This window comes from Sphingomonas sanguinis NBRC 13937, assembly GCF_001591005.1.
GTDB lineage: Bacteria > Pseudomonadota > Alphaproteobacteria > Sphingomonadales > Sphingomonadaceae > Sphingomonas > Sphingomonas sanguinis.
In genome coordinates this window covers 16328-38980 of record NZ_BCTY01000030.1, presented here as the reverse complement: position 1 = coordinate 38980, position 22653 = coordinate 16328, and the positions used below count along the sequence as shown (strand labels likewise).

At 67.5% G+C, this 22653-nt stretch carries 17 protein-coding genes; 10 read left to right on the top strand and 7 right to left on the bottom strand.

Going from position 1 to position 22653, the window contains the following annotated elements; translation table 11 throughout:
* The first annotated feature begins 51 nt into the window (after positions 1–51).
* Positions 52–492 (top strand): hypothetical protein, encoded by a 441-nt coding sequence (locus SSA01S_RS12655; RefSeq protein WP_061780610.1) that lies wholly within the window; start codon positions 52–54, stop codon positions 490–492.
* Between the two features lie 7 nt (positions 493–499).
* On the opposite strand, the gene SSA01S_RS12650 is transcribed toward SSA01S_RS12655, so the two are convergent.
* Positions 500–2776 (bottom strand): S9 family peptidase, encoded by a 2277-nt coding sequence (locus SSA01S_RS12650; protein ID WP_244885682.1) that lies wholly within the window; start codon positions 2774–2776, stop codon positions 500–502.
* Between the two features lie 166 nt (positions 2777–2942).
* On the opposite strand from SSA01S_RS12650, the gene SSA01S_RS12645 reads away from it, so the two are divergent.
* Positions 2943–4304 carry an FAD/NAD(P)-binding protein gene (locus SSA01S_RS12645; protein ID WP_061780621.1) on the top strand — a complete coding sequence of 454 codons (1362 nt, stop codon included), beginning with the start codon at positions 2943–2945 and terminating at the stop codon, positions 4302–4304.
* 126 nt (positions 4305–4430) lie between these two features.
* On the opposite strand, the gene SSA01S_RS12640 is transcribed toward SSA01S_RS12645, so the two are convergent.
* Positions 4431–5945: a tryptophan halogenase family protein gene (locus tag SSA01S_RS12640; RefSeq protein ID WP_061780608.1), complete on the bottom strand. Its 1515-nt coding sequence runs from the start codon at positions 5943–5945 to the stop codon at positions 4431–4433.
* Between the two features lie 194 nt (positions 5946–6139).
* Here SSA01S_RS12640 and SSA01S_RS12635 point away from each other — a divergent pair, with 194 nt between their 5' ends.
* Entirely contained in the window at positions 6140–8665 is a 2526-nt protein-coding gene (locus tag SSA01S_RS12635; protein ID WP_061780620.1) for a TonB-dependent receptor domain-containing protein, read from the top strand.
* Positions 8666–8729: 64 nt separating this feature from the next.
* The gene (locus tag SSA01S_RS12630; protein ID WP_061780607.1) at positions 8730–9752 is read left to right on the top strand and encodes a LacI family DNA-binding transcriptional regulator; all 1023 of its coding nucleotides are present in this window, start codon (positions 8730–8732) and stop codon (positions 9750–9752) included.
* Positions 9753–9820: 68 nt separating this feature from the next.
* On the opposite strand, the gene SSA01S_RS12625 is transcribed toward SSA01S_RS12630, so the two are convergent.
* A complete protein-coding gene (locus tag SSA01S_RS12625) occupies positions 9821–10246 on the bottom strand; it encodes an organic hydroperoxide resistance protein (RefSeq protein WP_061780619.1) in 426 nt (141 codons plus the stop codon).
* A 109-nt stretch (positions 10247–10355) separates the two neighbouring features.
* On the opposite strand from SSA01S_RS12625, the gene SSA01S_RS12620 reads away from it, so the two are divergent.
* Entirely contained in the window at positions 10356–10829 is a 474-nt protein-coding gene (locus SSA01S_RS12620) for a MarR family winged helix-turn-helix transcriptional regulator (protein WP_061780606.1), read from the top strand.
* A 30-nt stretch (positions 10830–10859) separates the two neighbouring features.
* On the opposite strand, the gene SSA01S_RS12615 is transcribed toward SSA01S_RS12620, so the two are convergent.
* The 3 genes from SSA01S_RS12615 to SSA01S_RS12605 form a co-directional block, all read right to left on the bottom strand.
* Positions 10860–13253: a hypothetical protein gene (locus tag SSA01S_RS12615; RefSeq protein WP_061780605.1), complete on the bottom strand. Its 2394-nt coding sequence runs from the start codon at positions 13251–13253 to the stop codon at positions 10860–10862.
* Between the two features lie 101 nt (positions 13254–13354).
* The gene (yghU, locus tag SSA01S_RS12610; RefSeq protein WP_061780604.1) at positions 13355–14215 is read right to left on the bottom strand and encodes a glutathione-dependent disulfide-bond oxidoreductase; all 861 of its coding nucleotides are present in this window, start codon (positions 14213–14215) and stop codon (positions 13355–13357) included.
* A gap of 73 nt (positions 14216–14288) precedes the next feature.
* Positions 14289–15731 carry a glycosyltransferase family protein gene (locus SSA01S_RS12605; protein ID WP_061780603.1) on the bottom strand — a complete coding sequence of 481 codons (1443 nt, stop codon included), beginning with the start codon at positions 15729–15731 and terminating at the stop codon, positions 14289–14291.
* 280 nt (positions 15732–16011) lie between these two features.
* Here SSA01S_RS12605 and SSA01S_RS12600 point away from each other — a divergent pair, with 280 nt between their 5' ends.
* Genes SSA01S_RS12600 through SSA01S_RS12580 form a run of 5 tightly spaced genes read left to right on the top strand, consistent with a single transcriptional unit; the run spans position 16012 to position 21538 of the window.
* Positions 16012–16911 carry a glycosyltransferase family 2 protein gene (locus tag SSA01S_RS12600; RefSeq protein WP_082795070.1) on the top strand — a complete coding sequence of 300 codons (900 nt, stop codon included), beginning with the start codon at positions 16012–16014 and terminating at the stop codon, positions 16909–16911.
* Positions 16886–17686, top strand: coding sequence for a ChbG/HpnK family deacetylase (locus SSA01S_RS12595; protein WP_061780602.1), 801 nt, complete (start codon positions 16886–16888; stop codon positions 17684–17686). The genes SSA01S_RS12600 and SSA01S_RS12595 overlap by 26 nt, the downstream gene beginning before the upstream one ends.
* A 15-nt stretch (positions 17687–17701) precedes the next feature.
* Positions 17702–18253, top strand: a complete 552-nt coding sequence (locus SSA01S_RS12590; protein ID WP_240954546.1) for an RNA polymerase sigma factor — start codon at positions 17702–17704, stop codon at positions 18251–18253.
* Positions 18250–19179 carry a FecR family protein gene (locus SSA01S_RS12585; protein ID WP_061780600.1) on the top strand — a complete coding sequence of 310 codons (930 nt, stop codon included), beginning with the start codon at positions 18250–18252 and terminating at the stop codon, positions 19177–19179. Before SSA01S_RS12590 ends, SSA01S_RS12585 begins: the two co-directional genes overlap by 4 nt.
* A 10-nt stretch (positions 19180–19189) precedes the next feature.
* Positions 19190–21538 (top strand): TonB-dependent receptor, encoded by a 2349-nt coding sequence (locus SSA01S_RS12580; protein WP_061780599.1) that lies wholly within the window; start codon positions 19190–19192, stop codon positions 21536–21538.
* Here SSA01S_RS12580 and SSA01S_RS12575 read toward each other — a convergent pair.
* Positions 21522–22598, bottom strand: a complete 1077-nt coding sequence (locus SSA01S_RS12575) for a patatin-like phospholipase family protein (protein ID WP_061780598.1) — start codon at positions 22596–22598, stop codon at positions 21522–21524. The genes SSA01S_RS12580 and SSA01S_RS12575 overlap by 17 nt on opposite strands.
* Positions 22599–22653: the final 55 nt, after the last annotated feature.

Sequence of the window (22653 nt, the reverse complement as noted above, 5' to 3'; positions counted from 1 at the left end):
GTTGTGCCGGGCGGCGGTTCGAGCCAAGATCGGGGAAGGGGGGGATTGCCGATGTTGATGGTCATGATGGGCGCGCTGATGATGCGGATCGACGCGCCACTGGCACCGCCGAGCGACGCCTGCGAGATCGGTCGCTTGGCTGTCGCGGACCTACGCCCCGCCGCCTCCGGTGAGACTTATCTGGAGGTCGACCCCGCGCACAGCGAACTGATGAAATTATGTCCGGCGCTCGGCCAGCAACTCCCCGAGGGTATCGCGGCCGCAAATGCCCGTGCGCGTTCCAACGCGACGGGCAAAGGACCATGGCGGGGTGCGCGCGCCACGGTCTACACGATCGAAATACCTCGGCTGGTCGCGGATCGCGATCATGCGGCTGCGGAGGTGTGGCTTCGATGCGGCGGACTGTGCGGACGCGGCCATGTCAGCTTCTATGTCTGCACGACCAAGGGGTGGCGTCGGAATGGAAAGCCGACGCCGCCTTGGGTGTCTTAAGTTCCGCTCACCGCCCGCCGGGCGGCAGGTTGGTCTCTAGATACCGCGTCATTAGGGAATAGAGGTGGATGCTGGTATTTTCGCCCTCATAGATGCCGTGGCTGCGGTCGGGGTACGCCATCATCGTGAACGGCTTGTTGAAGTGGATCAGGCGATCCACCAACTGGTCTTGGTTCTGGTAATGGACATTGTCGTCCAGCGTGCCGTGGATCAGCAGGAGGTTGCCCTTCAGCCGGTCGGCGAAGGTGATCGGCGAGCCGTTCTTATACCCTTCCACATTGTCCTGCGGCAGGCCCATGTAGCGCTCCTGATAGATGGTATCATAGAGCTTCATGTCAGTCGGCCCCGCCACCGCGATGCCGGTCTTGTAGAGGTCCGGGTAGCGGAACAGCGCGTTCTGGGTCATCGCGCCGCCGCCGCTCCAGCCCCAGATGCCGATCCGGGCAGGGTCGATATAGGGCCGTGTCGCCAGCATCTTCTGCACGCCCGCCGCATAATCGGCGGAAGCCAGGATGCCGACCTGGCGATAGATGCTCTTGCGCCAGTCATGCCCTCGCGGCGTGGCGGTGCCGCGCGGATCGAGGCTGGCGACCAGATAGCCCTTTTGCGCCAGCATCCGGTGCCACAGCCCCTGCGACCCGGCCCAGCGGTCTGCGACCGTCTGGCCCCAGGGTTCGCCATAGACGAAATAGAGGATCGGATAGCGCTTGGCCGGATCGAAGCCCGGCGGCTTGATCAGCCAGCCGTCGAGCTGCGTGCCGCCGCCGATATCGACACGGAAGAACTCGGTCGCGGGCAGGCCGGTGGCTTTCACCACCTGCGTCAAGGGCGCGTTCGCGGCCAGCGTGCGCAGCGGCTGCTGGCGGGTCATGTCGAGCATGTCCGTCACCGGCGGCGCGTCGAAACGCGACACGGTGTGCAGCGCCCAATGCTCGCCCGGCGCGATGTCGTAGCTGTGCGTGCCCGGCTGGTTCGCAGGCGTCAGCCGCTCGACCTTCGGCGTGCCCGACAGGGTGGTGCGGTAGAGGTAACGCTGGGTCGGATTGTCGGGCGAGGCGATGAACCAGGCATAGCCCGCCTTTTCGTCGACGTTCAGCAACTCGACCACATCGAACTTGCCCGGCGTACGGAGCGTCGCGTGGCCGCTCGCGCGGTCGATGGTATAGAGGTGACGCCAGCCGTCGCGCTCGGACAGCCAGGTGAAGCTGCGCCCGCCGTTCAGCCATTCGGGGGCGACATTGGCCTCGACCCAGGCGGCGTCCTTTTCGACCATGATCGGCTTGACCGCGCCGGTCGCGGGATCGCCGAGCAGGACGTTGTAGGCGTTTTGCAGCCGGTTGGACTGTTGGATGAACAGCGCGTCCGACCCGCCCGCCCAGCTTATCTGCGGCACGTAATTCTGGCGGGGGTCGCCCGTCAGCTTGAACCAGCGGGTCGCGCCGTCGGCCACATCGATCACGCCGGTCGTGACGGCCGAGTTGGTCGTCCCCGCCTTGGGATATTGCAGCGGGATCACCTGCGAATATTGCCCGCCGGTGTTCTTGATCATGTCGAAGGTGCCGACACCCTTCGTGTCGAAGCGCAAGAAGGCGATGCGCTGGGAATCCGGGCTCCACTCGAACGCGCGGTGGACCGAGAACTCCTCCTCATACACCCAGTCGGCCAGGCCGTTGACGACATAATCGTCACCGTCCCTGGTCAGCGCAACGGGGGCACCGCCCGCGATCGGCTCGACATAAATGTTGTTGGCCCGAACATAGGCGATGCGGCTGCTGTCGGGCGAGACGGTGGCGTAGAGCAGGGTTGAAGGCGCGGCGTCCGGCCCGACCTTGTGCAAGCGGCGGCTGGCGACGTCGTACAGCCAGTAATCGGACAGCGCGTTGGTGCGGCGGAAGCGCTGGCCATTGGTCTGGATCAGCAGCCACTTGTCGTCGGGCGACCATTCATAGCTGTCGATAGTGATCGGCGCGCTGGCCCCCGGTGGGACCAGATCGGCGGCGGCGATCACCACCTGGCGCTGGCCGTCGGCGATGCGATAGCGGACGATATCCTGCCCGCCCTTGGGCCCGTTTTCGAGGGCGAGATAGCTTTCGCCGTCCTTGGTCCAACGGCTGGAGCGCACCGATTCCGTGCGCACGGCGCCCCGGCCGAAAATCCCCTCGACCGACAAAGCGCCGGAGGGCTGGACGGAGGAACCGGCCGATGCGGGGTCGGACGGCGGTGTCGGCACGGGGGTCTGCGCCATCAGCGGCGTCGCCAGCGCGATCGAGGAAAGGGAAACCAAAAACCCGGAAATTCGCCAGCACGACCGCATCGACCCACCCACGCGTGAATTGCAAAGCAGCAGCGTAACGACGCACTCCAAAATCGTATACTGAAATCTTCGTGGCGATCGTTTCCGATGCGACTAAAGGATGGCGGACCGGCGATCAGGAAAGGACGACTGGCAGATGACGGCAGGGATCGAGCATGTCGCGATCATCGGCGGCGGCTTTGCGGGCACGTTGCTGGCCATTAATCTGGTTCGCCATGGCGGCCCGCGCGCGACGCTGATCGAACGGCGGGCCAACCAGCTGGCGCGCGGCGTCGCCTATAGCGCGGCGCATGCCGAGCATCTGCTGAACGTGCGCGCGGGCAATATGAGCGCGCTGCGCGACGATCCCGATCATTTCGTTCGCTGGCTGGTGGCGCGTGGGGCGGGGGATGCCAAGACCTTCGTGCCGCGCCGGGTCTATGGCGACTATCTGCGCGACCTGTTGATGGAGACGATCGCGGCGGACCCGGCACGGCTGACCCTGGCGAGCGGCGAGGTCGTGGCGCTGGAGCGGGAGGGTGCCGGATATCGCCTTCAGATGGCGGAAGGTGAGGGGTTGGCCGCCGATGCGGTGGTGCTGGCGCTGGGCAACCTGCCGCCGCACACGCCGCCGGGGATCGATCCGACGCTTCTGGCGGACGGGTGCTATCGCGAGGACCCGTGGGCGGGCGATATCGCTGAGGGACTGGGCGAGGATGACCGGGTGTTGCTGGTCGGCAGCGGGCTGACCGCGATCGATGCGGCGTTGTTGTTGGACACAAGCGGCTTTGGCGGGCGGACCATCGCCATGTCGCGCCGGGGGCTTGCACCCCGCCGTCATGCCGAGACGCCGCCGGTCACGCCGCTGCGTGAACGCCCCGCCGCCAGCCTGTCGGCGCTGGTCCGGCATTTCCGCTGTGCAGCCCAGGAGCAGGGTTGGCGCGGCGCGGTCGATGCGCTTCGCCCGGTGACGCAGATGATGTGGGGTGCGGCGGATGGTGCGACGCGGGCACGGTTCCTGCGGCATGTGCGGCCCTATTGGGATGTGCATCGCCACCGCCTCGCACCCTCGGTCGCGGACCGGGTGGACGGGCTGGTCGAGGCCGGGCGGCTGTCGATCGCGGGCGGCAAGCTGGTCCGGGTCGAGCCGGACGGGCACGGGGCGCTCGTCCACTGGCGACCGCGCGGGGGCGATGGCGTCGAGACGTTGCGGGTCGCGCGGATCGTCAACTGCAGCGGGCCGCAGGGCGACCTGCTCCGCTCGCAAGAGCCGCTGATCCGGCAGTTGATCGGTGAGAGGATGATCCGCCCGGATGCGCTCCGCATCGGGCTGGAGGTCGATGCGCAGAGCCATGTCGTGGCGGCGGATGGCGGGGTGAACGACCGGCTTTATTGCATCGGCCCGATGACGCGCGGCGGCTTGTGGGAGGTCGTAGCGGTGCCGGACTTGCGGCAGCAGAATTGGGAATTGGCCAGGCGGCTGGCGCATGCGCAATGGGTCGGGGGCGAGGGGTTGTAAAATCCTCCCCGGAACGGGGAGGGGGACCAGCGAAGCTGGTGGAGGGGGCGTGCCTCAACGGATGTCCTTCGGGGAAGCCCCCCTCCGTCAGAGCTCCGCGCTGCCACCTCCCCGTACCGGGGAGGATCAGGCGGTCGCCCCAATCTTCTTGAGCCAATCGGCATGGCTCGGCATGGACTCCGCCATCTGCCCGATCGCGCTGGCCAGTTTCGCCACGAACACTCGGCTCTGGGCCGGATCACCATAAGCCAGCAGCGGGTCCAGCCCCTCGGGCATGTTGAACTGCCCAATATGCACCGCGGCCCAGCTCGCGGGGCCGAACAGGTCCATGTCGCGCGCGACCAGCCGTCCGGCGGAGCGGAAATGGTCGATCTTCATCGCCAGCGTGTCGGGAACGTCCATCGCCGCACACTCTTGCCACAAAGCCGAATCCGTCCGCTCGGTCAGCTTATAGTGCAGGATCAGGAAATCGCGGATGCGCTCATATTCGGTGATCGCGACGCGGTTATATTCCGCGATCCCGGCAGGCTCGAACGCTTGCGTGGGGAAATAGGCGAGCAGCTTGGCGATGCCCGCCTGGATCAGGTGGATGCTGGTCGACTCGAGCGGCTCCATGAACCCGCTCGACAGGCCGATGGCGACGACGTTGCGGTTCCACATCAGCTTACGCCGCCCGGTCGTGAAGCGCAGGAAGCGCGGATCGCCCAGCGCTTGGCCGTCGAGGTTCGCGATCAGCGTCGCGGCGGCCTGATCGTCCGAGATATGGCGGCTGCAATAGACATAGCCATTGCCGGTGCGATGCTGGAGCGGGATGCGCCATTGCCATCCGGCCTCACGCGCGGTCGAGCGGGTATAGGGCGTCAGCCCGTCGCCGCCGGTTTCGCACGGCACCGCCACCGCGCGGTCGCAGGGCAGCCAGTGCGCCCAGTCCTCATAGCCGGTGCCCAGCGCCTCTTCGATCAGCAGGCCCCGGAACCCCGAACAGTCGACGAACAGATCGCCCGCCAGCACCCGACCATCGTCCAGCGTGACCGAGGCGACATGGCCGCGCGTATCGTCCAGCGCATGTCCGGCGATCTTCCCCTCGACCCGCATCACGCCGCGCGCCTCGGCATAGCGGCGCAGGAACCGCGCATAGAGCCCGGCGTCGAAGTGATAGGCATAGTCGAAGGTCGAGGCGACGCTGCGCGGATCGGCCATGGGTTGGGCGAACCGTCCGCGCTTTCCTGCGCCCCAGGCCATGGACAGATCGTCGAACGCGATGCCGCTGTCGGGGCCGCCCGCCGCCAGCCAATGCTGATGCACCGCCACCAGATCGAAGGATTTGCCGTGCGTGCCGAAGGGGTGGAAATAGCGATGGCCCGCGCGTCCCCAGCCGACGAATTCGATGCCCAGCTTGAAGCTGCCCCTGGTCTCTCGCAGGAACTCGGCTTCGTCGATGCCCAGCGTCTGGTTGAACAGGCGGATCGGCGGAATGGTCGCCTCGCCGACGCCGACCGTGCCGATGGCGTCCGACTCGACCAGCGTGATCGACAGGCCGCGGGGCATTGCATGGGCCAGAGCTGCGGCCGTCATCCAGCCCGCCGTGCCGCCGCCGACGATCACCACCGACCGGATCGCATCGGGGGAAGGGGTCGTCATCGCCATCTCTCCTTCGGGCACTTGCGGCCCCTCGCACTCTTAGCCGGTGGGGGGCACGCGCGCCGCTGTGCTTTCTCGATCACAGATAGGTAAATTTCTTTGCAATGGTTTGCAATGATCCGTTGCAAACGATTGCGCGTGTGATATCCAGGATGCACGACATCCCGGACACCGGGGCGAATCAGGAGAGGGTTATGACGACGAACGTTCTGCGTTCCTGCGGATCGATGGCGGCCTTGGCGATGGCGCTGGTGAGTGCACCGGCCCTTGCGCAGACGGCCCAGGCTCCGACCCCGGCGACCCAGGAAGGGGCCACCCCCGATGCCGGCGCATCCAGCGAAGACATCGTCGTCACCGCGACCAGCGGCGAGCGGTCGCGTTTCCGCAGCTCGATCTCGGTGTCGCAGGTCAGCCAGGAGGCGATCCAGAACTTCACCCCTCGCTCGACCGCCGAAATTCTGCGCAACATCCCCGGTCTCCAGCCCAGCGATACGGCGGGTCCGGGCGGCAATGCCAATATCGGCGTGCGCGGCATTCCGGTGTCGACCGGCGGTTCGGAATATGTCTCGCTGCAGGAAGACGGCCTGCCCGACGTCCTGTTCGGCGACATCAACTTCGGCAACAACGACTATTGGCTGCGCTTCGACCAGAACATCAAGACGGTCGAGGCGGTGCGCGGCGGTTCGGCCTCGACCTTCGCCAGCCAGGCGCCGGGCGCGGTCATCAACTTCATCAGCAAGACCGGTGACGTAAAGGGCGGCCAAATCGCCTATTCCAACGGCCTGGGCTTCCGCGAGCACCGTGTCGATTTCGACTATGGCGGGCCGATCGACGACACCACGCGCTTCCACATCGGCGGCTATGCGCGCGACGGCGGCGGCTATACCAACGAGAATTTCAACATCCTGCGCGGCTATCAGGTCAAGGCCAACATCACCAAGGATCTACCCGACAATCGCGGCTTCATCCGCCTGTACTTCAAGCGGCTGGACGAGCAGGCGCCCACCAACACCACCACGCCGACGCTGGCCACGCTGGACGGCAACAAGGTGACCGGCTTCACGCCCTTGCCCAATTTCGACGGGCGGTCGGGTTCGGCCTATACGATCTACAACCGCAACTTCCAGTATCTGGACTATGACAATGGCGGCGTGAAGACGGCCGAGGTGCAGGGCATCCACCCGCGCGTCACCGGCATCAGCGGCCAGATCCATTATGATTTCAACGACAACATCTCGCTCGACGATACGATGCGCTATCAGTGGATCAGCGGGAATTTCACCACCCAGTTCATCAACGTCCAGACGCTGACCGGGACGGGCGGGTTGATCGGCTCGACCGTCAACGGCCAGACAGTGGGTTCGGTCCGCTATGCGGCGGGGCCGAAGCTGGGGCAGCTGTTCACCGGTCCCTATGTGAACAACAACCCGAACATCAACGTGTTCATGAAGAACATGGACAATTTCGCGAACAACCTGACGCTGAACGGCAAGTTCGATGTCGGGCCGGGCAAGGCGCGACTGACCGCCGGTCTGTTCGTGATGCGGCAGAACATCGTGCAGGACTGGCACGTGAACCGCCAGTATAGCGAGCTGAACGGCAATAATGCCGCGCCGCTCGACCTGTTCTCGACCACCGGCACGCAGCTGACCGCGGCGGGCCAGGCCGGGTTCAACGACAATTGGGGCAGCTGCTGCGCGCGTCGTGTCGACCTGACCTATACCGATGTCGCGCCCTTCCTGCAGGCCGGTTATGAGGTCGGCGGGCTGAACCTCGACGCCTCGATCCGCTATGACAGCGTGCATGGCGAGGGCACCGCGCAGGGCGGCGTCGCAGGTCCGACGACCCGCGTGGCGGACGCACTGGGCTCGGCGCTGATCCCGTCGCTGGTGCTCAGCCCGAACGTGGAGAAGATCAACTACACCGATGGCTATGTCAGCTGGTCGGTGGGCGCGCTCTATGCCTTTGACAGCAAGACCAGCGTCTTTGCCCGCGCCAGCCGTGGCGGCCGCTTCAATGCCGACCGTCGTGTCCTGTCGGGCAATTTCAACGCGGACGGCTCGCTGAACGCACAGGGGCAGGCGACCTCGGTCAACTATCTCAACCAGCAGGAAATCGGCGTGAAGCAGCGGGGCGGCCTGGGCGGCGCGTCCTACTCGGTCGAAATCACCGGTTTCCACTCGACCCTGACCGAGAACAATTACGACTTCACCCGGATCAACAATCCGGCGCCGAACAACAATCCGAACATCTCGAACGGCTACCGCTCCTATGGTATCGAGTTCACCAGCCGCGTGACCTATGGCGACTTCCACTTGGCGGTCGACGCGACCTATGCGAACTCGAAGATCACCAGCAGCGCGACGCCCGGTCTGGTCGGCAAGAAGCCTGGTGGCCTGCCCGACCTCCTGTTCGTGGTGTCGCCGTCCTATGACGCCGGTCCGGTCGCGTTCGGCGTCAGCATGAACGGCCAGACGAGCACCAAGTCGGACGACTTCAACCTCTACACAATCAAGGGGTCGACCTTCTTCAACGGCTTCATCACCTTGCGGCCGATGGACAAGCTGGAGCTGGGCCTGAACGCCAACAACATCTTCGACAAGCTCGGCTTCCGTGGCGGCGGTGGCATCTTCCCGGTGCTGTCCTCGACGCAAGGCGTGTTCAACAATACCGCGCTGTACGGGCGCACGGTGACGGCCTCAATCCGCTACCGCTTCTGATCGACTCCCCCTTGGGGCGGGTGCCACTTGGCATCCGCCTCATTTTCGTTTCAGGAGGCTGGCCATGACCGACGCGTCCCAACCCGCCCGCACCCTGAAGGACATTGCCCGGCTGGCGGGTGTATCGCCCGGCACCGTCAGCCGCGCGCTGGCGGGCAAGAGCGTCGTCAATGCCGAGACGCGGGCGCGGATCGAGGCGCTGGCCGCCGAGCATAATTTCCAGATCAACCAGATGGCCCGCCGCCTGCGCGCGCAGCGGACCGGCGTGATCGGCGTCGCAATCCCACTCGGCCATGAGCGGCGGCAGCGTCTGTCCGATCCCTTCTTCATGGCGCTGCTCGGCCATCTCGCCGACGAGCTGGCGGCGCGCGACCATGACGTGATGCTGTCGCGCATCATCCCCGACGACGACGACTGGCTGTCGCGGATCACCCGGTCGGGCATGGTCGACGGCGTGTTGCTGATCGGTCAGTCGGACCAGCTGGCGGTGATCGACGCGGTGGCCGAGACTTATCTGCCGCTGGTCGTCTGGGGCAGCACGTTGCCCGGCCAGCATCACTGCGCGGTGGGCGTCGACAACCGGCTGGGCGGGCGTATGGCGGGCGAGCATCTGATCGCGACCGGGCGGCGGCGCATCGCCTTCATGGGCGAAATCCGCACGCTGGAACTGGCGCAGCGCCATGCGGGGCTGTGCGACGCGATGGCCGATGCCGGACTGAAGCCGCCGCAGCAACTCGACGTGGCGCTCGCGCCCGAACTGATGCCCGATCAGATCGCTGCCAATCTGGCGCGCTTGCAGGGGGAGGGGCAGGCAATCGACGGCATCGTCGCGGCCTCTGACATGATCGCGCTGGCCACGATGGCGGAGCTGTCCGCCAGCGGCCGGTCGGTGCCGGGCGATGTCGCGGTGACGGGCTTCGACGACCTGCCATTGGCCGAGCGGGCCATCCCCCGGCTGACGACCATCCGCCAGGATCTGGAGGCGGGGGCCAAGGCGATGGTCGCCGCGCTGTTCGAGCGGATCGAAGGGCGAGCCGCACCCGGGCTGGAGATGCCGCCGGGCCTGATCCTGCGCGATTCCGCCTGATACAAAAACGGCGCGGTCTTCAGGGAGATCAGACCGCGCCGGGAAGGCTCAGGGAGTACGTAGGGAGGTCAGGCCAGCGTCAGGCCGACATCCACATTGCCGCGCGTCGCGTTCGAGTAGGGGCAGATCTGATGCGCCGCCTCGACCAGCTTTTCGGCCTCGGCGCGGTCGATGCCCGGCAGTTCGACGGTCAGGTCGGTGGTGATGCCGAAGCCGCCCGCCGCGCGCGGACCGATGCCGACCTTGGCCGACACGGCGACGTCATCGGGAATCTTCACCTTCAGCTGCTGGCCCGCGACCTTCAGCGCGCCGATGAAGCAGGCCGAGTAACCCGCCGCGAAGAGCTGTTCCGGGTTGGTGCCGTCACCGCCTGCGCCGCCGAGCTCTTTCGGGGTCGACAAGGTGACGTTCAGCGTCCCGTCCGCCGTGCGCGCATGGCCGTCGCGACCACCGGTGGCGCGCGCCTGGGTCTCGTATTTCACATCGATCGTCACATCGCTTCTCCGATAACGTTTATCGCGATACATATATGCGAAGGCCGATCGCTCTTGTCCAGCGCTTCTTTTATCGCGATATGTTTTTCTCTGTAACGGGAGATAGCGGATGTCGGCCCCTTGGCCGCTCGATGAGCAGCTGTGCTTTGCGCTTTATGCGGCGAACATGGCGATGCAGCGCACCTACAAGCCCATGCTGGACGAGCTGGGCCTGACCTATCCGCAATATCTGGCGATGCTGGTGCTGTGGGAGGAGGATGGCCGGACGATCGGTGCCATCGCCCAGCGTCTGGGGCTGGAGTCCAGCACGGTGACACCGCTGGTCAAGCGGCTGGAGGCCAGCGGCATGGTCGCGCGCGAGCGCGATCCGCAGGACGAGCGCCAGGTCCGGGTCAGGCTGACACCGGGGGGATTGGCGCTGCGCGACCAGTGCGGCTGCCTGGGTGAGGAGATCACCGCGCGGTCGGGCATGAGTGTCGAGCGGTTGATCGGTTTCCGCGAGGATATGCGGGCCCTGCGCCGCGAACTGGAGCGGAGCGAGGAGCATGGCGGGCGCGCCACGATCGCGGGTTCGGCCGATTGAGGTGCTTTTCCTGTCCGTGATGAGGAAGGCCTACCGCTTCTCCGCCATGGTGAACACCACCCCCGGCGCATCGCGCAGCGCCAGATAGAGCATCCCGTCCTTCAGCTCCGGCACAGTCAGCCGTGCGGCGGTGAAGCCCGCCGGGACGCTGACCGCGCCCGCCATATCGGCCGTCGCGGCCACGCGGTCGATCAGGAACAGGTCGCGTCCCTCGATCCAGCATCCGCCCGCCTCGCATCCGCTGCCGTCGATCCGGGGCAGGCGGACCAGCGTCGCAAGCGGGCTCCAGTCGCCCTTGATGCTCCCGCGCACGATCCGGTAGCGCAATCCGCCCGCCGCCGCCGGGCCAAGCCTGGCGGGATCGAGCGTCGCCACCGCGATTTCGGGCGAGGACAACCGGACATCGCGCCCGCCCTCCAGCGTGACGGTGGCGCTGCCGTCGGCGGTCGCGACCTCGATCGCGTCGGTCGGGGCCAGCCGCGTGCCATCGGCCGCGCGGACCGAGAAGGTCAGGCGGGCATTGTCGGGCAGCACCGTCTCGTCCCGCGTCGCCAACGCCACGGCGGCGGCACCGCTTTTGGGCGACAGGCTGCGCGCGATCAGCGTGGCGGACGGGCGCGGCGGGGCGGTGGTGATCGGCACCGACAGGCTGCGTCCATCGGTCAGCCTGATCCGGGCGCTCGTCCCGTCCGGCACACGATTGTCGGCGGCGGTCGCAACCAGCCGGTCGGTATCGCCATCGCGGGTCAGGTCACCGGGGGAGAGGCGGACATCGCCGATCTCGACACCGGCAATCTCGTCCAGCCGCTGCCCGGTCAGCGTGACGAAGCGGTCGCCCTTGGCCAGCGTCACCGTGTCGATCCGGCTGGCGGGTGAATAGGCGCGCAGGGTCGTGGTGCGGGGGGCGGTATCGCCGACCTGTTGGATTTCCAGCGTAATCTCGCCCGCCCGCGCACCCTTCAGCGGCAGGGTGGCGGTGATGCCGTCCGCGCCTCGCAGGATGAAGGGAACCGGCTGCGGCGCACCGCCGCCCATCCGCATCGTGACGCCGGTGACACAGGCCGCCGCCGGGCCGTTCAGCGCGACGCTGTTGTCGCGCCCGACCACCATGCTCTGCCCCGCATCGACCGCGCGCCAGTCGCCGCCGCCGGGGAATTGCAGCGTGAAGCTCGGCCCCACGAAGCTGTCGAAGCCCCATTGGCCATGCAGCTTGGCCGAGACCTTGCCCGACAGCACGCCTGCGGGCAGCGGCTCGGTCAGGACATAGCCGCCGCGATCGGCGCGCGCGCGGACGGGCAGGTCGATGGTCTTGCCGTCCGCTCCAGTAATCGACACCATCATGTTGCGCGCGAACCCGGTCGAATAGATCAGCGGCGCGCCCTCGACGGGCAGGACCAGCCCCGGCCGGGCCCCGCACAGCGGCGCATCGGCGGTCACGCGCAGGCGCGGCGGGCTGGGCGCGTCGATCGCGGGCATGGCGGCGACCAGCACCGATTTGGGCTTGGCGAAGGACGGCGCGGCGTTGAGCAGCAACGACAGCTTTTCGCCATCGCGCGTGGCCAGCGTCGGCAGATAGCCGAATTGCGGATTGCCAAACGCGCCGAACACGCGGGCGATGTCGCGGATGACACCGATATAGGGGCTGTAATAGCCCAGCCCCGCTTCTCGCGTATAGCTGAGCTGGAGCGCCAGGTCGGTCGGTGCGCCGACCAGCGTATCGGTCATCGAACTGCTGTGAATATCCGCCAGCACCAGCGAGTCGCGATTTTCGAGCAGACAGGCCGCCTGCAACTCGATCACCCGCGCCAGGCAATCGGGGTTCAACTTGATCGCCAGGCTGTTCGACAAAGCGGGGGCCAGGGTGCGCAGGAATTCGGGATGGCTGTTCTCCTGCGCGCGGATCGCCGCGACGAAGGCGTTCAGTCGCGAGCGGTCGAGCGAGGCCTGGTTCAGGTCCTGCACCGCACGGACGAACTCGCCCGGCCGGTCGCGCACCGCATCGACGATGGTACCCGACGCGCCGCCGGTTTCGGGCACCAGGAACAGTGCCATCTGCCGTGCGCCCTTCGGCACGGTCAGGGTCAGGCGCCGATCCTTGTCCTTGGGCTTCCAGGTCTCGGCCGACTGCACCCAGTTCTTGGGCGGCGGATTGGTCGCGCCGCTGAGGAAGGCCGAGAACAGGATGTAGCGCGCGCGCTGGTCGTTGGGCAGGTCCGCCTCGATGACCAGCTTGTCGCCGGTCGCGAGATTGGGAACCTCGGCGATAGGTAGCGTCCGGTCGCCGCGCGTCACCGCAATGCGCAGCGAAGGCCCCGGCAGGTCGAACGGGGCGGGGTCGGCGGCGCAAAGCGGGCTTTCGACCAGGGCGGCGGCGGCCAGCGCGAGCGCCAGGACCGGGCGGGACAGGAGGAAGCGGGGGAGCATGGTGGCAACTAAGGCCCAGACCGCGGCGGGGATCAACCCTCTCGCGGCAGATGACATCCGGGCGTCATCAAATCCTCCCCGGTCCGGGGAGGATCGATGGATCAGAGCTTGTCGGCCGTACGCAGCGCGAAGTCGCTGGCATCGTGCCGTTCGGGCAACTGTTCGGCAGGCTCGCCGAAGGTCCGGTTGACCATCCGTCCGCGCTTCACCGCCGGACGCTCTTCCAGTTCGCGCGCCCAGCGCAGGACATGGGTGTAGTCCTGCACCTGCAGGAACTCGGCGGCATTATACAGGCGGCCCAGCACCAGCTGCCCATACCAGGGCCAGATCGCCATGTCGGCGATGCTGTATTCCTCGCCCGCGACATAGGCCTTCTCGGCCAGCTGGCGATCGAGCACGTCGAGCTGGCGCTTGGCCTCCATGGCATAGCGGTTGATGGCGTATTCGATCTTCACCGGAGCATAATTGTAGAAGTGGCCGAAGCCGCCGCCCAGGAAGGGCGCGCTGCCCATCTGCCAGAACAACCACGCCATCACCCGTGCGCGGGCGGCGGTCTCGGTCGGCAGGAACGCGCCGAAGCTCTCGGCGAGATGGGTCATGATCGCACCGGACTCGAAGATGGCGAGCGGTTCGCTGCCCCGGTAGTCGACCAGCGCCGGGATCTTCGAGTTGGGATTGATCGCAACGAAGCCGCTGCCGAACTGATCGCCTTCCGAAATGCGGATCAGCCAGGCGTCATATTCGGCGTCCTTGTGCCCTGCCGCCAGCAGCTCTTCGAGCAGGATGGTGACCTTCACGCCATTGGGCGTGCCCATCGAATAGAGCTGGAGCGGATGCTCGCCGACCGGCAGGTCCTTGTCATGGGTCGGCCCCGCGATCGGCCGGTTGATGGAGGCGAACTGGCCGCCATTGTCCTTGTCCCAAGTCCAGATGGCGGGGGGAGTATAGGCGTCGTCACTCATGGCTTGTCGCTCCATCACGGTTCGGCGGCGCAGATGGGGCGCAGAGGACGCTAAAACAACCGCGACCGTGCTTTTATTTCACAGGCGGAACGGCCAGATCGCGCCGGACATAGAGCAGCTCATGCCGCCCCTCGCGCGGGACCGACAGGACCAAGCGATAGTCGCTGGCCAGCGCCCGACGCATCTGTCCCTGCGTCGCCTCGTTCCAGGGCGAGAAGGGATCGTCCAGCGTGACGATCGCGGGCGGTCGGCGCGCGAGGATGCGGGCGACCTCGGCATTTTCATCGATGCCGATCGCCCCGCGCTCCGCCTCATAGGCGAGCGAGGAGGGGAAGGCGTACGGGGTCGGCACGCACCCGCCCGACAAATGATAGAGGCTGGAATCGCCCGCAAAGACATAGGGGCATTCGCGCCCGTCGACGGCCGCCATCACCTTCGCCATGCGGCGGATGCCGTCGCCCTCGCTCGGGTCGTTGGTGGCTGCGTGAAAGACGAACAGCCCCGCGCCGATCGCGAAGACCGCGACCACCGCCCGGCGGCGCATCGCAAAGGCGGGGGCGGCGGCGAGCGCCAGTGGGGCGACCAGCGGCAAAGCGTAATGGTCGAAAAAGGCCCCGATCATGGCAAAGGCGACCAGGGCGAAGGCCAGCCAGATGCGGGTCAGCGTCAACCCCTCGCGCTTCGGTCCCTTGGCCCAGGCGTAGACCGCGCAGGCGATCAGCGGCAGCAACTGCCCGCCGATCCCCGCCAGCCGTCCGATGATCTTGGCCGCCGGATAACCGCGCCGCAGCGTGATCGAGGTGAAATTGGCGAACCAGAAGGCATCGAACGCCGCCGGTGCGCTCATCCAGAAATAGCCGATGACGAGCAGCGTCGGCAGCAGCCCCATCGCCATCCAGGCGAGCGCCGCCAGCAGGATCGCAACGATCCGCGCGCGCGCGCGCCAGAGATACCAGAGATGCGCCAGGCCGAAGAAAGCGCCCTCGACCAGCGGCGTATATTTGATCTGGATGGCGATGCCCGCCAGCAGGCATGCCGCTGTGCCGCTCAGGATGATCGCCCCCACCGCGCGCCGCTCGGCCCAGCGGGGCAGCTCCAGCGTCAGGACGGCGGCGGCCATCATCGCCAGATTGTAGAAGACGGGCGACTGGCCGCTTCCCCCGCTGAGTAGCGGCAGCCAGAGGATATAGGCCGCGCCCGCCGCCAGCCCGGCGGGTGGGGCGAGCGTCATGCGCTTTGCCGCGAACCAGATCAGCCAGCCTGTGGCGGCGGTGCAGGCGGTGCCGACCAGCTGATAGGCGAGGAAGCCATCACCCGGCAGCAGGCGGAAGCCGGCGAACAGCAGGAACAGCCCCGGCGGCTTGCGATCCCATAAGTCGATATAGAGGCGCGCGCCGTGCAGCAGGCGGTCGCCGACCAGCAGATAATATTGCTCGTCGACATGCGCGACCGGATTGCCGAAGTCGCGCATCCGGGTCAGCACCGCAAAGGCGAGCAGCATCAGGGCGACGGCCATCGGCCGGTCCGGGATCGGCCATGACCATCGACGAAACGGCGGGGCGGGGCGGGCGGGTGTAATGTCCGTCACGCGGGCCCCGTGCCATCGACCGATCCCCTTCCGCAAAGGAAATCGGCACGGTTCCAGGCCTCGTTAAAAAATTTTTACCGTGATGTCCGGTTGGGTGCGGGCGGCGGCGTCCTAGCCATGGAACCTTCGGGATCGGGCGATTTGGCACCGCCATCCCGGGGGCTTCGGCAACGGGGGTTGTGGAGAGTCCAGTGGGCGGGAAACGGTAATGCTGCTCGATGCGGAAGGTGCGGCCTGGCGCAATGCCAAAGCCTGTGCCGAGGCGGGGAAGACCGATCCGGCGAGCGCCTATGTCGCGCCGTGCTGGACCGTGATCGTGCCCTTCTTCAACGAAGAAACGCATCTGGCCGCGACGCTGGCGGGGCTGGCGGCACAGACGGTGCGGTTCCGGTTGGTGCTGGTCGACAACGGCTCGCTGGACGCCAGCGTGCGCATCGCGACCGAGGCCTGCGAGCGGCTGGGCCTCGACCATATCCTGTTGCATCAGGGCTTGCCGGGCAAGATCAACGCACTGCGCCTGGGGCTCGATCACGTCCACACCCGGTTCGTCGCGACCTGCGACGCCGACACCTATTATCCGGCCGAGTATCTGGCGCAGGCGCAAGCCCTGCTGGAAAAGCCCGGCTGCGTCGTGGCGGGGGCCTATTTCATCGCTCCGGGGGACGGCGAGGACGCGCGTCGCCGGGAGTCCGCCGCCATCCGACTGGCCTCACGGTTCCTGCCGCGCCAGTGCCATGCGGGCGGCGCGGGCCAGGCATTCCGGACCGAAGCGCTGAAGGCGGCGGGCGGCTTCGACCCGCGTCACTGGAATTATGTGCTGGAGGATCATGAGGTCATCCACCGCGTGATGCGCCATGGCAGCATGGCTTATGCCGATGGTTTCTGGTGCGTGCCCTCGGACCGCGAGCGCGACCGCGAGTCGATCCGCTGGACGCTGACCGAGCGGCTGGTCTACAGCGTGGCGGCGCCGTTCGCGGGGGACTGGTTCTTCTACGATTTTCTGGCGCGGCGGCTGAAGGCCCGGCGTCTGACGACCGAGCGGATGCGCGAGACGGCCTATCAGCATCTGGCGGGAGTCGTGGGTGAACCAGCTTATTCTCTGCGCTGACGATTTCGCCTTTTCCACCGAAGACAGTCTGGTCATCGCCGAGCTGCTCCGCTCGGGAAAACTGAACGCGACAAGCTGCATGACCCTGCGTCCGAACTGGATGGAGGACAGTGTGATGCTGCGCGACGTGCCCGATACGGCGCAGATCGGCCTGCATCTGACGCTGACCGAGGAAGCGCCGATCCATGCCAATGGCTTTACGCAAGACGGCGTGATGCCCGGCATCGACCCGCTGACCCGCATGGCGGCGCGCGGGCAACTCGACGCGGGCGAAATCCGGCGCGAGGTGGAGGCGCAGTTCGAACGGTTCGAGGATGCGATGGGCCGCCCGCCCGCGTTCGTCGACGGACATCAGCATTCCCATGCGCTACCCGGTATCCGCCCCATCGTGCTGGAGATCACCCGCCGCCGCGCGCCGGGGGCGTGGCTGCGCACCTGCGAGGATCGGGTGAGCGCGCTGCTCGGCCGACCGTGGCGCGGCAAGGCGATCGGCAGCGCTTATCATTCGCGCGGCCTGACCCGCGCGGCGGAGGCGGCGGGCCTGCGCTGCAACCAGGGTTTTGCCGGGCATTACGGCTTTGACGGCCGCTTTGCCGAGGCTCTGCCGCGCTTCTTCGACAAGGCCGGGCCCCATCATCTGGTGATGTGCCATCCGGGAGCGGGACGGCGTGCGGGCGATGCGATCGCGGCGGCGCGGCGGGACGAGGCGGATGTCTTGCGCGCGGTTTCGGTGTCTGACATGGCGGCGCAAAACGGGCTGGCCTTCGCCGCCTGACGCGAGGGCGAGTGATTGGGTAGCGAGGGTCTGGAGGGCCGGTTCATGGAGGCGCGGCCGCTGCTGCGTCGCCTGCTGGCCGCCCGGCTCGGCTCGGTCGAGGATGCCGAGGATGCGCTGCAGGACCTGTGGTTGCGCGTGGGTGATCTGGACGCGAGCCAGATCGATCAGCCCATTCCCTTTCTCTGCCGCATGGCGACCAATCTGGCGACCGATCGCCGCATCGCCGCCGCCCGGCGGGGCGCGCGTGATGGCGCCTGGGAAGAGGTGCAGCCGCAATCGGGCGAATATGCCGATCCCGAGCGGGTGGCGCTGGGCCGCAGCGAACTGGCCCGCGCGCACCGCCTGATCGCTGAGATGCCCGACCGGATGCGCGAGGCCTTCACCCTGTTCCGCTTCGAGGAGCAGCCGCAACGCGTCATCGCCGAGCGGATGGGGATCACGGTGAGCGCGGTCGAGAAGCTGCTGCGCCGTGCCTATCAATTTTTGCACGAAAATCGTGAAGCCGGGGGTGCGGATCGGCTGTGTCGGCGTCGTCATGACGATGAAGGGAGCGTTGACGCGTGACGCTGGAGGAACAGGCGATCGATTGGCACATCCGGCAACGCGACATGAGCGCGGCCGAATGGGATGCCTTTGCGACGTGGCTGGAGGGCAGCCCAGCCCATGCGCGCGCCTATGATGCGGTCGCCATGGCCGATGCGCAGCTGACCCCGCCGGAGACCATGGCCGAGGTCGCGCCCGAACCGGTGGCCGCGAATGACAATGCGGGCTGGGGCCGCTGGTGGCTGATGGGCGGCGTGGCGGCGGCGGTCGCGCTGGTCGCCGGGCCGGTCGCGTTGCGCTCGCGGCCCGACATCCGCATCGAACAGACCCGGCCGGGCGAGATGCGCCAGATCGCGCTGAACGACGGCACCCGGATCGAACTGTCGGGCGGTTCGCGCCTGCGTTACGACCGCCATGACACGCGGACCGCGACGCTGGAGCAGGGGCAGGCGCTGTTCCATGTCCGCCACGATCCGTCCGCGCCGTTCGAGCTGCAGGCAGGCGATGTCGCCATTCGCGATATGGGCACCGTGTTCGACGTCCGGCGACAGGGGGGGCGGCTGGACGTGTCGGTGGCCGAGGGAGCCGTCTCGCTGGCGCCGCTGGGCGAGCGTATCGCGCTGACCGCCGGGCAGGGCATTCGGCTGGACGAAGGCCGTCATCGGCTCAGCCGCGTCACGGTTGATCCGGCGACGGTCGGTGGCTGGCGTGAGGGGCTGCTCGATCTGGACGGCGAGACGGTGGGGACGATTGCCGCTCGATTGCAATCCGCCTATGGCATGCGCATCGCGGTGGAGGGGCCACTGGTCGATCGCCCTGTCACCGGCGTCGTTCGGATGACGGGCGATGCCGACAAGGACGTTCCGCGTCTCGCGAAACTGATCGGAGCGGGGTGGCGCCAGAGCGGTGGGGACTGGATTTTGCGGGCGTCGAACGAGGATCGTTAAACGTGGCCGGTTGGTCGCGCCCGTTCTGCTGGCCCTTTTCCTCATCGCGCCTGCCGCTGGACTGGCCCAAGGTCGGGCGGCCGTATCGCCGCGCCGCATCGCCCTTGCTCCCACCACGCTCGACACAGCGCTGCGCGAGTTGGCGCGGCAGGGTGGGATCACCGTCGTGGCGACCGATGGCGGATTGGGCCGAGTCCGCACCCGCGCGCTGTCCACCACGGCGCCGCCCGCCCGCGCACTGACGCAGTTGCTGCGCGGAACCGGATACCGCGCCCTTGCGATCGATGCGACGAGCTTCCGCATCATACCGGTGCCCCGCCCCGTAAAGATACCACGCGCCGCGCCGCGCCCGGCGGCCCCGCCTCCGTCCTCGGGCAATGCGCAGGACATCATCGTCACCGCCAGCAAACAGGGCACCGAGCTGGCGCGCTATCCGGGCAGCGTGTCGGTGGTCGGGCGCGGTGTGACCGTTCCCGGCGGCTCGGTCGACCTCAGCGACGTGGCGGCGCATACGCCCATTCTCCAGACGACGGCGCTCGGGCCGGGGCGCAACAAGCTGTTCATTCGCGGCATCGCCGACAGCAGCTTCAACGGGGCGACCGAGTCGACCGCCAGCCTCTATCTCGACGATGTGCAGATCGCCTTTGCCGGTCCCGATCCGGGGCTGAAGCTCTATGACATCGGCGAGGTCGAGATTGCCGAGGGACCGCAGGGCGCGCTCCACGGGTCGGGCGCGATCGGCGGGATCATTCGGTTGACCTCCAATCCGGTGTCGCTCGACCGCGATGGCGGGCGCCTGGAATGGGGCGGTGGCCTGACCCAGGGCGGGGCACCCAGCACGGATGTGGCCGCGGTGGCGAACAAGGTGCTGATCCCCGGGACACTGGGCGTGCGGCTGGTCGGCTATCACGGGGTCGATGGCGGTTATATCGACAATGTCCGCACCCATGCGCGTGACATCAATCGGGTGCTGACCGGCGGCTTGCGCGGCACCCTGCGCTGGAACGTGGGCGATGGCTGGCGCGCCGAGGCCGGTGGCGGCAGCCAGTCGATCGTTGCGCGCGACGCGCAATATGTGATGAGCGAGGACGTGCTCGCCAGCCGCGCCGCCATCGCTCAGCCGTCGTGGAGCGACATGGCCTTTGGTCGGTTGCTGCTGTCCAAGGATTGGGTGAGCGGCCTGCAATTCGTCTCCGCCACCGGCTATGTCCATGGCACGTCGTTCGAGCAGTTCGACGCCAGCATCCTGGGCGCGCACCAAAGCTATCAGCTGGATGGAAGCAAGACTTTGTTCTCGCACGAGAGCCGCCTGTCGCGGCGACTGCCGGGCGGCGGCTCCTGGGTGATCGGGCTCAACGTGGTTTCGGACCAGTCGGTCATGGGCCGGTCGCTGACCGTCCGCCAGGGCGTGCGGCCGGTGATCGGCGTGACCAACGTCACCCGCAGCGGCGCGATCTTTGCCGAGGCGACGCACCCCTTGACTCACCGGCTCTGGCTGACGCTGGGTGGACGGGTGACGGCGGCGCGGGTCGATGGCGAGCCCTCGATCCGGCCGCGTTCGAGCAACTTCGTGCGGGGGCGCTCGACCGTGCGCATCGATCCAACTTTGGGCGTGTCCTGGCTGCTCGGCGGCAACTGGACGCTCTTCGGTCGCTACCAGTCGGGCTTCCGCACCGGTGGTCTGGCGGTCGCGGCGGGCGTCGGGCGTGTCGCCAATTTCGAGTCCGATTCGATCCAGATGACCGAAGTCGGGCTGCGCCATCTGCGCCGGACGGACACGGGCCTGTCCGCCTCGCTCAGCCTGTCGCGCGCGAAGTGGACGGCGATCCAGGCCGACCTGATCAATCGCGGCGGGCAGCCGGTGACCAGCAATATCGGCGATGCGCGCATCTCGGCGCTGGAGGGCTGGGCGGACTGGGTGCCGCAGCGCAACTGGCACCTGACCGGCGCGCTGTTCATGACCGATAACGAAGTCCTAGGAAGGACCGCGGCGCTCAGCCGGGCGAACAACCGCCGCCTGCCGGAAACACCCAGCGTCTCGGCGCGGCTGGGCGTGGTGCGCGACATCCCTATCGGCGCCCAATGGCTGCTGTCGGCGAAGGTGGAGGCGGCCTTTGTCGGCCCCTCGGTGCTGGGTGTGGGGGACATGCTCGACGTGCGACAGGGCGGCTATGGCTTGGCCGATCTGGGGCTGACCGCACGGCATGGCCGCTACACGCTGGCGGCGACGCTCGACAATCTGCTCGACGAGCGTGGCAACCGCTTCGCCTATGGCAACCCCTTCCTGCTGGGGCGGCGTAACGTCTCGACCCCGGTGCGGCCGAGGACCTTTGGTTTACGGTTCAGCGCGGACTTTTGAGCGCGTGGCCGTCGCGCCACTCCTCCTCGGGCAGGCCGGCGAACGAGGAGGCGCGGCCGAGCATGTCACGATGCGCGGCCAGCCAATGCTCCGCCTGCGCATGGCCCTTTTCGCGCAGGTCCTGAAGCACCGACCAGCGGGTATCGACCTTGCTGGTCCCCGACCGCCCGGCGAGTTCGGGCGGCGGTGAGAGCAGGTGCAGATTGACCCGCGCGATCGCCCGCATCCGCGCATCACGCGAGGTCTCGGCGCGCGCGATATCCTGAATTTCCGACAGCGCGCGCAGGTCACGGCGCAGGCAGGCGTTGAAGCTGATGTCGCTGACCCGGCGCATTACCTCGCCCACCGAGCCGCCGACATCCTCGACGGTGAAGGGGGTCAGCTGGACGATCAGCATGTCGGTCGCGCCGATCGCATCGGCCAAGAGCGGCTCCAGCGCGGGATTGGCGGCGAAACCGCCGTCCCAATATTCCTCGCCATCGATCTCCACCGCGGCGAACAGCTCGGGCAGGCAGGCCGAGGCCATCAGCGCGTCCAGCGTCACCGCCGGACCGGTGAACAGCCGCGCCGAGCCGCTCATGACATGGGTGGCCGAGACGTGCAGCGGCACTTGCGTCTGGCGGGCGAGCAGGTCCAGCTCGATGCTGCTCTCCACCGCCTGGCGCAGCGCGCTCATGTCGCGCACGTTCGGCAGGAAGGGCGCGACATAGCGGCTGGAGAGCTTGGCGATATCCAGCGATCGGCGCAGCAACGGCTCCAAGAATGGGCCGCCCAGCGATCCGACGTCCAGCGGCGCGAGCGGTGAGGCGTCGGCTACCTGCCGCCACAGCCGCTCCAGCGTGGCGCGGGCACCCGTAGGCCCGTCGGCGGCATAGCCAGCGACCAGGGCGGCACCGTTGATCGCCCCGGCGCTCGCGCCGCTGACGCCGACCAGATCGATATCCTCGTCCAGCAGGCGCTCGATCACGCCCCAGCCATAGGCGCCATGTGCGCCGCCGCCCTGCAGCGCCAGCGCGACGCGGGGGCGGGACGGTGACTGGGGTTCGAGACGGTCGGCCATGGCATAGCTCCTTCTGCGGCGCATTATGTTGCAACGCACAAAGATCGAATGCCAC